Source organism: Streptomyces sp. Ac-502 (assembly GCF_045222935.1).
Classification (GTDB): domain Bacteria; phylum Actinomycetota; class Actinomycetes; order Streptomycetales; family Streptomycetaceae; genus Streptomyces; species Streptomyces monomycini.
Window position 1 is genome coordinate 1 of record NZ_JBHFFO010000005.1, and the last position, 12,039, is coordinate 12,039.

Genomic DNA, 12,039 nt, shown 5'->3' on the forward strand with positions numbered 1-12,039 from the left:
GGCCCGGGGGCCCGGGGGCACATCGCGTACACGCCGGCACCGCGGACGGAGACGGCACGCCAGGGCCTCCGCCGTGGCGTGCCCGCACCCAGATGTCCGACCTCCTGCACGCCGCGCTGCCCGAGTTCCTCGGCAGCCTCGGCGCCGCCCTCACCGTGGCCCTCGGCGCCTGGAGCGCCCGCGCCCTGCGCGCCCGCCGGGCCCGCCCGGGCGCAGCCCCGCCCGGGCCCCGTCCCGAGGAACACGGAGGCGCGGGAGGCGGCCAGCAGTCCGCCTAACCCTTCGCCGCGGGCGGCACGCGGCCCGCCGTCCACGGCATGAACGCTGGCATCCGCCCCGGGAGCCCCGGAGTCCGCCGGGGCAGAACCGGGAGGCGCAAGTACGAGGCGGACTCCACCGGCTCGTCCCCGAGTTCTCCCTGTTCCGACGGCGCGTAACGCATCGGCGAGGGCGGGGGTGCAATCGACCGATTGCGCCTCCCCGGGGTTATTGGATAGACGGAACCGTGCCCGACGCCCTATCGAATGACACCATGCCTCCGGAGATCGTCGCACCGTCGAAGGACGTCACCCCGCCGGAGAACATCGCGTTGTCGAAAGACACACGACTGCCAGAGAATGTCGCGTTGTCGAAGTGCACGTGGCCGCCGGAGAACGTCGTGCCGCTGAAGGACACCCGACCGCCGGAGAACCTCGCGTTGTCGAAGTGCACGTGGCCGCCGGAGAACGTCGTGTCACTGAAGGACACCCGACCGCCGGAGAACCTCGCGTTCTCGAAAGACACCACGCTGCCGGAGAACGTCACTTGATAAAAGGACACGTAGCTGCCGGAGAACGTCGCGTTGTCGAAGTACACATGGCCGCCGCCGGAGAACGTCGCGCCGCCGAAGTCTAGGTCGCCGTCGATGGCGACCTCAGTGAGATCAAGAGAGCAGCCCTGCCAGGAGCGATGGGTTCCCAGGGGGCGCCGGTAGTGATCGCCGATGAGGCGCAGGATCGTGTGTCGGACCTTACGGAGGGCGAGGTAGCGGTGCTGTTCCTCTTGGTGGGCCGACTGTCCAGGGCCTGGGCCGAAGGGGAGCTGGAGGTAGGCGCATAGGACGTCGATGCAGGTCTGGCGTAGGTCTTGGGTGGGGGCGTCGTCAGCAAGGCCAGCCAGTGCGTGGACGCCGCCGAGCCGGACGGCCGGGGAGTCGGAGCCGAGTTTGTCGACGGCCTGGGAGAAGCGTTCGGTGTGGAGGCGAGTGGCTTCGCGGTGGGCGCCGGCCTCGTCGACGCGCTGGCGGCGGTAGGCGACGACTAGGGCGACGAGCGCACCGGCCCCGGCGACCACCCCGAAGGAGAGCTTCACCAAGTCGAAGAGCGTCTTCGCGTCGAGCTTCGCGGTGCTGTCGATTTCCTTGAAGTCGAGCAGCGCCACCAGCGCGTAGAAGATGCCGCCAGCGACCAGGATCGCCGCAGCGAAGGCGAGGGTCAGCGCCCGGCCGACCTTCCACAACCGCAATTCCCGGTCGTGCGGAGTGGACCGCGGCTTCCGGTTGGCTGTCATGAGGATGGAGACAAAGCTCGAAGGCCCACGGTTGCAGGGCGATCCCACATCGATGCACAACGGGGGCCAGGAGCGACCGTTTCCGCCCCAGCCGGAATGGATCACGACGGATACCCAACCCCGAGACCGCCCCTGCGGCCATTGTCAGGGTTTTCCTGACGCAACCCATCCGTCAGGGTTAGCCTGACAGCATGAGTGAGAAGGACGCACCAGCCGCGGACACCACCACCCCTCCCGGCAAGGCGGTCCAGGACCCGCCGCACCCGTACGACGAGCAGGCGCTGGCCCGCATCATGTTGTCCGACGCCTACCGGGAGGTCGCCGAGTCCGCCCTGCGCGGCGTCCCCACCTGGTACGACAAGGGCGGTTTCAGCGGCCAGGGCAGCTATGTAGAGGAAGCCGCCGCCCTGGTCCGCCGCGCGGAGGACGTCCTGCGCTGCGCGGTCGTCTACGAGCGCGAGCGGCGCAGCAGCTGGGAGGACATCGGCGGCGCTCTGGGTGTCACCCGCCAGACCGCCCACGAGCGGTTCGCCGACGTCGTCGCCCGCTGGCGCGCGCCCCTCGACAAGCCCGAGCGCTACCTCCCCGACGGCACCCCCGACGACGAGCGCATCCCCTACGGCGCCCGCTACGCCGACGGCACCCTCCGTCCGGAGTACGGCACCGCTGAGCAGACGGCCAAGGACCTGGAGGAGTGGCTCCAGCAGCGCACCGTCCCCGGCGACAGCTGGGCCGACGAGGAGCACCCGGTGACCGGCGCCCTCACCCGGAACAGCACCGCCACCATGCTGATGCGGCTGTCGGGCATCTCCCGCCGGCTGCTCGACGAGCAGATGGTGCCCGCCCCCCGGGTGGAGGCCGACCTGTGCGAGCGCCGGGTGGCGCTGTACGAGCGGATGATCCGCGAAGGGGACGTCGTCCCCGCCGACATCCACAAGTGGATCCAGCGGGACCGCGCCCGCGCCGCCGACCTGCGCGCCACTCCCGGCACCGGGACTCCCTGGCCCGCCGAAGACTCCGACAGCAGCTGACCGGCTCCCGATGCCTCCAGGGCCTCGCCCGGCTTCGGCCGCGCGGGGCCCTTCCGCGTTGTCATCCCCGGTTGGAGGGGCCTGGTCTGGTGACCTGCGATGTATCCGGAATGTCCGGGCATCGAAACAGGGCTGGGGCGCGCCCTCATCCGGGCGACATCCGCAGGAACCGTCCGCTGGCGTCCTACCGTCGCCCCATGCCATCCACCCCGGCCCCGGTCTCCCTCCCGCCCGTCCGCATGAAGCAGGACGCCGCCACCGAAGCCGTGCGGGCGGGTGTCGCCGACGGCACCCCCGTGCGGCGCCTGGCCCAGATCACTGGTTGGTCGGTCGGTTGGGTCTCCGAACTGGCCAAGGAGTTCCGGGCCAAGGTCGATCTGCCCGTCCAGCAGTCCCGCGACGAGTTGGACGCGCTGCAGGAGTGCATCGACGCCCTGGAGAGCCTGGAGGACGCGGCCCGCCGTCGGATCCTGCTGTACCTGAGCGACCGCTTCGGCGCCCGTTGAGCGTTCGCTGCGTCCGCGATTCGCGGACACGGAGTTTTGAGCGTTTTGAGCGGCCTCTACGCGCGCACGCGTAAGGACCGCAGCGGCCGCCTGGTGCAGCGTCCCGTACCGGGTGGCCGCTGCAGCAGCCGGTCGTCCGCCTCGCTGTGCTGCCAGCCGTCGCCACGGGCCTCGCCCGTCCCGCGCACCCGCCGCCGGCGCTCCGCCCGCTCGCGGTAGACCCCCGTCGCTCCCGTCTCCACGGCCGCTCCCTATCCCTGTAGTTGGCCCCAACCGCACGATGCGGCGGTAAGAGAAACGAAGGGTGACCTGCGAAGCTCCAGTACGGCGGCAGCTACGTTGTGGAGGTAGGTCCCTACGCGGCCGAGCATTCGAGGATGCGGCCGTCGCTGGTGCCGATGATGAACCGGCCGTTGGCTGTGACGGTGAGAGCGGTAGGTACGGCGGAGACCGCACCGACGGTGAGGTGCTGCCGCCAGCGCACGGTGCCGTCACCCAGGTCTAGTGCGACCACCTCTCCATCGTCGTACCCGACGTAGACGGTAGCCGCGTCGGCGTCCAATGCGGCGGCTTTCCGGTCAGTACGGAACACCCACCGCGGGCGCCCGTCGGTCGTCTCGCGCCGGACGACGAACGACCCGCCGGGCTGGAGCCCGTGGCCGTGATACACGGTCCCGGCGTGGACCAGAGTTCCGTCCTCGACCTCGACCCCAGGACCGCCGAAATGCGTCTCGCCGGGCTCCCAGGAGTACCGGAACAGCCGCCGGGCCGACCGTGCGAGGGGTACGACGGGCCTCCCGGTCGCGGGCCCTTGCAGGTCCACGGCCGCGACCCAGCACTCGCCCTTGTAGGAATTCGGCTGGCCCGAGGGCCGGAGAATCGACTGGAAGTAGATGCGGCGTCCGCCCCGGACGGGAAGCCGGCTGCGGTCACCATTGCGTCCGTCCGGTGACAAGGCCGGCCGGCCGTCAGCACAGCGCACCAGCGAGACGGGCGCCGACGGGACGATGCCGTCGAGTTGTTTCCCGTCGGCGAGAGAGAGGCGGACGACCGACTGCGGAACGGAATCGCGCATGCCGCGGCGGCGTATGAGCCCGACCCACGCGGATCCCTCGTCCGTGGCGACGACGATCTCGCGCCCGCCCTCCTCGTCCGGAACCATCCACGCACGCTCCCCCGAGGGCAGCCAGGACTCCATCTGCACTCCGTCGAGTGTGGCCAGTGTCCGACCGTCCGAAAGGACCTCGACCGCACGGACATTACGGCGCGGTTCCCAGTCCGTGCTCAGCTCCGAGAGCATCCGGCGGGCGACCTCGCTGCCGTCGGGACGCGCTGCCGGCACCCGCGGGCCGGCCAGGTCATGCTCGGTGAGGGACTTGGCAGGCACAGTGGCCCAGTCCGGCCTGCGCACCACCGCGACATGTCCTTCGACGCGTGCGGTGTCGTCCTGCCAGTCGTCGGGTGGTGCCATCACCATCCGCAGTGCCTGTTCGTCGAGCCATTCCAGCTCCAGGACCTGGCGGCCCAGCCAGTGCTCGATGAGCGATACGGCCGTTCCCGTCTCCAGGTTCAGCAGGAGCAGCTCGCCTTCGAAGAAGTAGCCGCCGTCGTAGCGGCCGGTGCCGACCGCGAGCAGCGGAAGCGTGGGATGGAAAGCCATCGTGTGCACCGCGTAGCGCGAGCGGACGAGGGCGTGGCAGGCCAGGTCACCCGTGCCGTACACACCGACGGGTGCAGTGCCGCCGAACTCGTACCTGCCCGCCACGGCCAGCAGGCCACGCCGCCCGTCGACGGCGGCCAGTACAGGGTCACCGATCTCGGCGAAAGAACGGTCGCCGAAGATCCGGTCGACGGAGAGCGGGATAGTCATGCGTCGATCTTCGCAATATTCAGGAGATCATCGGGAACCTGGCCCCATGCCCGAAGCCTCGGCTCGCACTGACACACCACATGTCGCCAAGCGCTGACATTCCCACGTCGCCCGACACGGGAGGCAGTCAGCAGGTCGTCCGCGATTCGCGGGTACTTCCGCGAGGCCGTTACAGACGGTGCCCGGCGGGCGGGTAGTCCGGCATGGCCGGCGGGGGCCGGATCGACTCCCGGAAGGGTGTCACTGACGCCGACGACGGGGCGGTCACGACCCCTAGTTGTATTGCCCTGTGAGGTTGGTGACGCGGCTGGCTGGGGTGTGGCCGCTGATTTCGGTGTGGGGTCGGTGGTAGTTGTACCAGTCCAGCCAGGCGGTGAAGGCGGCCTGCCGTTCGGCGTCTGAGGTGTAGGGGCGGTGGGTCCGGGTTTCGCCGACGAGCTCCTGGTCGAAGCCCGCGCTCATCTGCAGCTCGCCGACCGTCTCTTGCCGACGGGCTCCATCTCCCTCAGGTGTGCGGGTGATGAGCACCTTCGTGGCGCGTACCGGGATGTGCGGCCCGTTGTCGGCGCCGGACGGTCGGTGTCGGTTACTCCGCCGGTGTCCACGGCGGGTCATGGGTGTAGTTCAGCCCATCGCAGGACCAGCAGTGCCACTCGTCCGGGACCCGGTACAGCTCCCGCCAGAAACCGGTGGGCTCGCCGTAAACGACACAGTCTTCGCCACACCACCCACACTCGAACGAAAAGTCCACGAGCTTTCCCTCCCCGACCCGTACGGGCCACAAGCCTCCCTTGGTAGCAGTAGTGGCCCTGGGAAAGGCACCGGAAACCGGTCCAGGCGGACGGCCCCGCCCCTGCCGGTTGCCCGGAGGGGCAGCTGCGCCGCGGCGCACCGGCACCGTCGTACGCCGTGACGGCCGTGAACCGCTCGGGCCCTGTGGGGCGATCGGAAGCCGAGGCGGAGGCTCGGCAGACGTTCAAGAGCGAGCAGGGGCGCCGCTGGTACCGGCACAACCCGAACGGCGCGGACGCCGTCGCGGCGGCCACCAAGGCCGCCGGCACGGCACAACGGCGTACGGCCGAGTACCTGCTCGTGACACGTCTGGAGCAGCTGCGCGAGCAGGCCCCCGCCCGCACCGGGACAGCCGAGGCCGTGCCGTGGACGGACCGGCTGCCCGAGCTCGCCGCGCCCGCACCCTTGATGACGGCACGGCCGGAGTGGTGATCGCGTGGCGACAGACCTGAGCAGTGTCGACCTCGCGCGCCAGGCACTGGTCTCCGCCCGAGCGGCGGAAAAGGTTCGCCTCCGCTCGCGCGGAGAGCACTTCACGCCGTGCCCCTCGTCGCCCTGGGGGACCGGCTCACCTCCGCTTGCGTGGAGAGCACGCAGCGGCAGGGAATGACGCGCCGCCGGGGTTCTGGCAGAGCGGCTGACGCAGCGCCTGGCGGCCCAGGGCGGCGGGCTCGTGCGGTCGGCTGGCTGCTCGGCCGCGAGCTGCCCCGGCGACGACGTGTGCCTGCTGTCGCCTGCAAGAAGTAGCGTGATCGGGTCACCGTGCTACTGCCTCGAATGCACCCTTCGGGTGGAAATGTCGGTGTTCTCACAAGTAAGTAAAATCCCGCATCCCGCCGGGTAAAACCACTGGTCGTGCCCTGTGGTCCCCGCGCACGCGGGGGTGGTCCTGCTCCAGGGGCATCCGTGAGCCCCGCCAGTGCAGTGGCGCAGGCGGCGGCGCCAGCATGGCGGACTGCTTACGGCAGGAGGGCGGTTTCACTCGGGCGCGTCGACGCCTGCTTGCCACTTGCGGTGGGTTGCCGCCCGGCGGCGCTGCTTGCACTCGCAGCTTTAACAGTGAGCGTCCCGCCTGTCCAGACCCTGCTCGTTTATGAGGGTGACCAGCAGCCGTTATGCAGGTATGGACCGTGCGTTCTTTTGCGAAGTCTTCGCCCGCGGCGGCAGGCCCGCCCTGGACACTGCTTTGACGCAGTTCGCCGGCCGCCTACCGCAGGACCGGTGGGAAGCGGCCCAGGACGCTGTCGCTCAGGCTCTGGAAGACCACGCGGTCGCCCTGGAGGCGGTCCTCGACCAGAGGCAGGCCACGGCCAGAGACCTCGCACGGCAGGCGGATAGGGAACGGTGGGAAACCGAGATGTGGCGGAAGTTTGTGTCCGACGACTTGCTCGGCGCCCCGGACGGGCCTCGACAAGGGGCTGCCCCGGAGAGCCCCGGCGAGGACGATGATGGTACGACGGCCCGGAGGTGACCCGGCATGGCGGTGGTGACCCCGCATGTCAGCATCGTGCCGGTGACGGATGCGGCGGATGTTGCAGAGCCCGACGCTGCGGCAACCCTTCACACCCTGATGTGGTTGCTGAGACGGGTGAGGGTGCAGATGTCGGTGGGTTTTCCAGCTACGGCCGTGAGGGGTCAGATGATCTGCCGGGACCCGCGGGTACGCGCAAGAGGCGGGCCGGTGGCCGGGCCCACCCCTACCCGGCCGCCCGGGGAGACCTGCTGCACCGGCTCGGCCGATTGCCCGAGGCCGCGTCGGCCTACCGGGAAGCACTCGACCTGGCCGGCACCGAACCCGAACGGGCCCACCTGCGAAGCAAGCTGACCGAGATCGAACCGCCCAACCCAGCTGACAAGACCCCACATGACGGTTGCTCTGAGCCGCGCTGAGTCTTCAACCTCGTGGCCAGTGGGTTCGTCTTCTCTCCGGCAGCGGTCTAACTTCGGGATTCCTGAAGCGGTCTCACCATGCCTGATCGGTTCACGATCGGGGTGAAGGTGAGGGGGCTCGGGTTGGCGCTGGCTGTCGTAGGGGACCGGCGTGATGTCCGGCCGCCGGCCACGGCGGAGGAGCTGGAGCAGCTCGAGACCGACGTGCTGGCGGGGTTCGCGTTGGCGCGGGTCTCGGCTGGATTGGCGGACGGCACGATCCGCGGGGACGTCGGGCACCTGGAGCTGACGCGGTCCTGGTTCGGCCGACCGCTGTGGGAGACGGAGCCGCCCGACGCCGACGCGTACTTCGGGAAGGTATTGCGGGCATCGCCGAGCGGCACCCGGCTGGGCGCTCTCAGGCGCGCCACCCTGGAGCGGCTCTGCGTCGACCGACAGCTTGAAGAGGCCATGGTCCACGGCCCTGGCCAACTCCACCTTGCCGAGGTCTTCGGCCTCGACGAGAAGACCGCGATGCGCTACGCGAACTCCGCACGAGCCTTGCTGGAACAGGCCGCTGAACATCACCTTCGATGAAATCTGCTCGACCGGGAGGCACCGTTAAGGGAATCATGGACGCGTTTCGGCCTTCCGTTTCCTAAAGCGGCGGGAAGTGGCAGTGATGGTCTGGAGGTAGAGCGGAATAGTCACGGAGGCAGGACCGATGTGACCTGCCGCTTGGCTGCTCACGCTGCACGAGGGTTTCCCGAGTGGCTTCCGCTTTCCGGGTGGCGGTATATGTGCCACGCATTTGGCGCCTCCAGTTCTTTGCCACTGGCCTTCGGGGATTGATTCTCACCCGATGGCGCACCCAAAATTCAGAGAGGGTTGGATTCTCATGAGCTGCCGATATAGAAGGCATTATCTTGGGGCGGCGGTTCAACCGGCAACCTTTTTAGCTTCAGCTAAAACAGGACGGCAGCAGCGCTCTTCAGCAACCGTGTGGAGGAGCTGGCGGGCGTTCGCCGGTCCCGCTCGATCGGGGACGCAAGCGCAAACGCCCCTGCCAGTTTTCGGCAGGGGCGTAGCTGCGCTATCGCTCGTCAAATGCGCGCGAGGAGAGCGCAGGGTTTCATGGAGGAAACGGACGGGTGTCGCGGAAGAACGGGCCGCCGAGCCGTCTGCCATGTGAGCACAGTTCGGCAGGGTCCGGAGCGGCGTGCAGAAGATCGCGACCGAGCGTAGTGACGGTGTGCACGACGCGACCGCCGCCGCTGCGCCGGGTCGAGATCAGCCCTGCAGCTCGCAGCGTGCCGGTGTGCTGGCTCACCGCGCCCGGGGTGACCCCCAGTTTATCGGCGAGTTCGCCGTTGGTGCAGCCGTCACGCAGTGCCTGGAGAATGGCGGCCCGAGTCCTGCCCAGCAGGGCCGCCAGGCGCTCTGCCGGCAGGCGGCTTGCGGCAGACGCGGACGAACGCTCCTCGTCCAGAAGTGAGCAGTGATGGCCACCTGGGCGGTCAGGAAAGATCAGGACCGGGCCGCTCTCCGCCCTCCCCGGGAGCGACGGAAGCACCGCGGCGCCCCCCTGAAGGAAGAGCGAGGGGGACAGCAGCAGTCCACGCCCGTTCGGCTTCAGATGCTTCATGCCCGCGGAGTGAATTTCCAGCACGGGCGCGTTCCAACGTATGCCCGGGCCTAGGCCGTTCAGCAGGGCCTCGATTCCGTCACGGCACATGGCGTCCCGGCGGAAGTCCTGGGCCGAGGCTAGGTGAGCATGAACGCGCTTCCAGTGCGGCCGCACGGCCACCTGGCACATCTCTTCAACGGCCGCTGTTAAATGTGCTCTCTGCAGACCCGGGGTGCCGGAGTGGGCCGTATCCGGCACCGTTGCGACGCTCGACCAGGCGGACAGGACCTCCCGGGAGCCGCCACTCACACCTGCCAGCCGCCGGGCCTGTGCAAGCTCCCTTCCTGGATGCTCTAGCTTCACGAGCACTTTGTGGCGCCAGGCCTGCAGGAAATCGCTCCGCGTGTTGCGCAGGGCATCCACTGCGAAAATCGCCTCGACGTGTCGGCCAAGTGTGCCGATGATTCTGGTACGCGCCAAGTCGTCGACACAAAGAGTTACGCGTTGCACGAGTGTGGCAGTTCCATTTCTTGGTGCGACAGTTTTGCACGTCCGCCGGAGGCGAGCGAGCCGGGCGCCGCGGCGTCGAAGAGACGGACGGCTACCGAGCACCATGCGGTCGTAAGGAGGCGTAGGTGCCGGGGGTGAGGCGTATGCCGGCTCCGGTGGCACGGATAGGTTAAGCTTCCGGCTCAGCAAGAGAACGCCAGCCAGGGGGTCGTATTTCCGCCCGGCGGTAGAATGAGGGATTCCACCGTGCCTACTGCGTCGCGCGTCATACATGACGAGGGTTCACTCAGATCGCGATCCACGGAACCCGAGACGGCTCTTCTCCGCAGCGAGGACCGCGAGATCTATAGCTGGATCGCCGAGGTCGCTCATTGCTCCATCAAGGAAATCGCTTCAGGGACCGGACGGCAGCAGCAGGAGATTGAGGCGTCGATTGCCAGGTTGCTTCGGCTGCATCTGGTTCGTGCCGACTCCACGTCGCCCGCGCACTACTGCGCAGTGTCACCTGAGACGGCGCGAGTCGAACTCGTCGGACCTCTGCGGCGCGATATCGAGCGCCGGCACCACGAGGTCGACCGCATCAGTGCGGTGCTGCACGAGCTCACCAGCGTCTACCGGGAAAGAACAGCGTGCTGCGCGGGACCCGCAACCGTGGAGGTCGTCACCTCGCCTTCCCAAGCCGCTGAGCTGACCTTGCAGTTGGCCGCATCTTGCCGCTCGGAAATCCTGCTCTCCGAGCCGGACGTGTCCGCCGCTGTCGCAGCCATGCCATATTTCCATTCAGGCGGCAAGTCCGTGCTCAGTGCGGATGTCGTGGTCCGCACCCTGTTCCCGCACACGGCACGCTTCCGGCGGGACCTCACCGAGCACATGCAGGCCCAGGCGCAGCGCAATACGTCGTACCGCACTCGGAGCGACAGCTTCATGCCGCTGACCGTTTTTGACGGGCAGGTGGCGGTTTTCTCTGATCACACGCGTTCAGACGGAATCGTGCTGGTGCGGGACTCCGTCGTGGTTTCGTTCGCGGTCGCCGCCTTCGAGCGGGCGTGGACGCGGGGCATCACCTTCGGTACCTCCTGCGAGCGCCAGGTGGTGGATGAGATTTCCGAAAGCACCAAGCGCACCATCGTGCGTCTCATGGTGCAAGGTGTCGAGGACCGAGTGATTGCGCGGCGACTGAACATGTCCCTGCGGTCTTGTCAGCGCCACATAGAAGTCATCATGCGGCGGCTGGGCGCGAAGACCCGCATGCACGCGGGTTACCTCGTCAGTGAGCGTGGCCTCCTGAAGGATTGAACGAGCAGACAAGAGCGAGCCGCCGGGTAGCCGCCATAGGCGGCCTGAAAACCTGCATGGCAGCGCTGTTGCTTGGTGCGGAGCGGCGAGGCCCCGTTCGCAGTGTCCCAGTTGTGCCTCACAGCCCGACACCCCGGAGCTCCAAAGCCGTGCCTCGCCGGAGGATCAGAGGCGCAGGTTCGGTGCGCGGTGACCAGGGGCGTCCGGCGGCCACGGTGGCGCGGCTGCTGGGGTGTTCTGCCGATGCGGGGGGCCCGGCTGCTGGGCCGGTTCGGTGAGGCTGGGCTGGTGGAGGTGTCGCAGGGGGAGACGGTGGCGCGGATGCGCGGCCGTGGCCGGGTGTGTGGTGCCGGTGGCGAAGGCGCGGGGCCGCCGTCCGGGCGTCGGCCGGCCGTACGGCGGGGAGAACGCCAAAATTCGGGACCCGGAGCGCGCGGGCGCGGGCGAGGAAGCGCCGTCGTCGGCGGGCCTCCCTCGGCCTCGGCGCACGTCTCCCTCGGTGTGGGGGAGCGCGCTGCGCGCGGACCAGCCCACCCCTTCTTCCCGCTCTGCCCGTTTGTCCTGCCTGGGCCCGGTCCTGAGCCGGCGTGTTCCGCAGGTGGCCGGGCTGCTCGACAGCGTCGTTCCGTCGCCCAACGGCTACCAGTGCGAACGGCTGGCCCGTGTGGTGCGGGGCCTGCTGGCCGGGGGTGAGGACGACGCGATGATCGCGTTCCGCCTGCGGGAGCGGCTGGAACCGCTGGCCACCGGTGACGCGGACCGGCCCTACGCGTTTCGCCGTGACGGACTGTCGTGGGCGCTGACCGTCGGCCTGCCCTACAGGCCCGGGGCGTCGACGACGGTGACCTGGTCACCGCTGGCGGCATCACCTCCGGCCTGGACCTCGCCCTGTGGCTGGTCCGCCGCGAACTGGGCGTCGACGCCGCGCTCGGCCTGGAGTCCATACTGGAGTACGAAACCCGCGGCACCGTCTGGACCTCTTACTGAGCC

General features: G+C 68.9%; 10 protein-coding genes and 3 pseudogenes. 8 read left to right on the top strand and 5 right to left on the bottom strand.

The window, feature by feature from the left end:
- Positions 1–278: hypothetical protein (locus tag ACEXOX_RS45580; protein ID WP_406526963.1), on the top strand; the 278-nt coding region annotated here is incomplete at its 5' end.
- A gap of 208 nt (positions 279–486) precedes the next feature.
- On the opposite strand, the gene ACEXOX_RS45585 is transcribed toward ACEXOX_RS45580, so the two are convergent.
- Entirely contained in the window at positions 487–1,548 is a 1,062-nt protein-coding gene (locus ACEXOX_RS45585; RefSeq protein WP_406526964.1) for a pentapeptide repeat-containing protein, read from the bottom strand.
- 191 nt (positions 1,549–1,739) lie between these two features.
- Here ACEXOX_RS45585 and ACEXOX_RS45590 point away from each other — a divergent pair, with 191 nt between their 5' ends.
- Both ACEXOX_RS45590 and ACEXOX_RS45595 read left to right on the top strand, forming a co-directional pair.
- Positions 1,740–2,579: a hypothetical protein gene (locus ACEXOX_RS45590; RefSeq protein WP_406526965.1), complete on the top strand. Its 840-nt coding sequence runs from the start codon at positions 1,740–1,742 to the stop codon at positions 2,577–2,579.
- 197 nt (positions 2,580–2,776) lie between these two features.
- Positions 2,777–3,085: a hypothetical protein gene (locus ACEXOX_RS45595; protein ID WP_406526966.1), complete on the top strand. Its 309-nt coding sequence runs from the start codon at positions 2,777–2,779 to the stop codon at positions 3,083–3,085.
- A gap of 56 nt (positions 3,086–3,141) precedes the next feature.
- Here ACEXOX_RS45595 and ACEXOX_RS45600 read toward each other — a convergent pair whose 3' ends face one another.
- The 3 genes and pseudogenes from ACEXOX_RS45600 to ACEXOX_RS45610 form a co-directional block, all read right to left on the bottom strand.
- The gene (locus ACEXOX_RS45600) at positions 3,142–3,327 is read right to left on the bottom strand and encodes a hypothetical protein (RefSeq protein WP_406526967.1); all 186 of its coding nucleotides are present in this window, start codon (positions 3,325–3,327) and stop codon (positions 3,142–3,144) included.
- Positions 3,328–3,440: 113 nt separating this feature from the next.
- Positions 3,441–4,955, bottom strand: a complete 1,515-nt coding sequence (locus tag ACEXOX_RS45605) for a PQQ-binding-like beta-propeller repeat protein (RefSeq protein ID WP_406526968.1) — start codon at positions 4,953–4,955, stop codon at positions 3,441–3,443.
- Between the two features lie 273 nt (positions 4,956–5,228).
- Positions 5,229–5,444, bottom strand: a pseudogene (locus tag ACEXOX_RS45610) (integrase core domain-containing protein); the annotation flags it as partial.
- Between the two features lie 420 nt (positions 5,445–5,864).
- Between ACEXOX_RS45610 and ACEXOX_RS45615 the strand changes: the two are divergent.
- The 3 genes and pseudogenes from ACEXOX_RS45615 to ACEXOX_RS45625 all read left to right on the top strand — a co-directional run bounded on the left by ACEXOX_RS45615 (position 5,865) and on the right by ACEXOX_RS45625 (position 8,213).
- Positions 5,865–6,179 carry a hypothetical protein gene (locus ACEXOX_RS45615; RefSeq protein WP_406526969.1) on the top strand — a complete coding sequence of 105 codons (315 nt, stop codon included), beginning with the start codon at positions 5,865–5,867 and terminating at the stop codon, positions 6,177–6,179.
- A gap of 1,263 nt (positions 6,180–7,442) precedes the next feature.
- Positions 7,443–7,637, top strand: a pseudogene (locus ACEXOX_RS45620) (hypothetical protein); the annotation flags it as partial.
- A 78-nt stretch (positions 7,638–7,715) separates the two neighbouring features.
- A complete protein-coding gene (locus ACEXOX_RS45625) occupies positions 7,716–8,213 on the top strand; it encodes a hypothetical protein (protein WP_406526970.1) in 498 nt (165 codons plus the stop codon).
- Between the two features lie 535 nt (positions 8,214–8,748).
- On the opposite strand, the gene ACEXOX_RS45630 is transcribed toward ACEXOX_RS45625, so the two are convergent.
- The gene (locus ACEXOX_RS45630) at positions 8,749–9,753 is read right to left on the bottom strand and encodes an ArsR/SmtB family transcription factor (RefSeq protein ID WP_406527023.1); all 1,005 of its coding nucleotides are present in this window, start codon (positions 9,751–9,753) and stop codon (positions 8,749–8,751) included.
- A 246-nt stretch (positions 9,754–9,999) separates the two neighbouring features.
- Here ACEXOX_RS45630 and ACEXOX_RS45635 point away from each other — a divergent pair, with 246 nt between their 5' ends.
- A complete protein-coding gene (locus tag ACEXOX_RS45635) occupies positions 10,000–11,049 on the top strand; it encodes a LuxR C-terminal-related transcriptional regulator (protein ID WP_406526972.1) in 1,050 nt (349 codons plus the stop codon).
- A gap of 822 nt (positions 11,050–11,871) precedes the next feature.
- Positions 11,872–12,036 (top strand): annotated as a pseudogene (locus tag ACEXOX_RS45640) (DJ-1/PfpI family protein); the annotation flags it as partial.
- Positions 12,037–12,039 lie beyond the last annotated feature (3 nt).

What these genes read in the sequence shown, in the direction of transcription:
- ACEXOX_RS45625 (WP_406526970.1), top strand. Translation starts at nt 7,716, where the DNA reads ATGCCTGATCGGTTCACGATCGGGGTGAAGGTGAGGGGGCTCGGGTTG.
- ACEXOX_RS45585 (WP_406526964.1), bottom strand. Translation starts at nt 1,548, where the DNA reads ATGACAGCCAACCGGAAGCCGCGGTCCACTCCGCACGACCGGGAATTG.
- ACEXOX_RS45605 (WP_406526968.1), bottom strand. Translation starts at nt 4,955, where the DNA reads ATGACTATCCCGCTCTCCGTCGACCGGATCTTCGGCGACCGTTCTTTC.
- ACEXOX_RS45590 (WP_406526965.1), top strand. Translation starts at nt 1,740, where the DNA reads ATGAGTGAGAAGGACGCACCAGCCGCGGACACCACCACCCCTCCCGGC.
- ACEXOX_RS45595 (WP_406526966.1), top strand. Translation starts at nt 2,777, where the DNA reads ATGCCATCCACCCCGGCCCCGGTCTCCCTCCCGCCCGTCCGCATGAAG.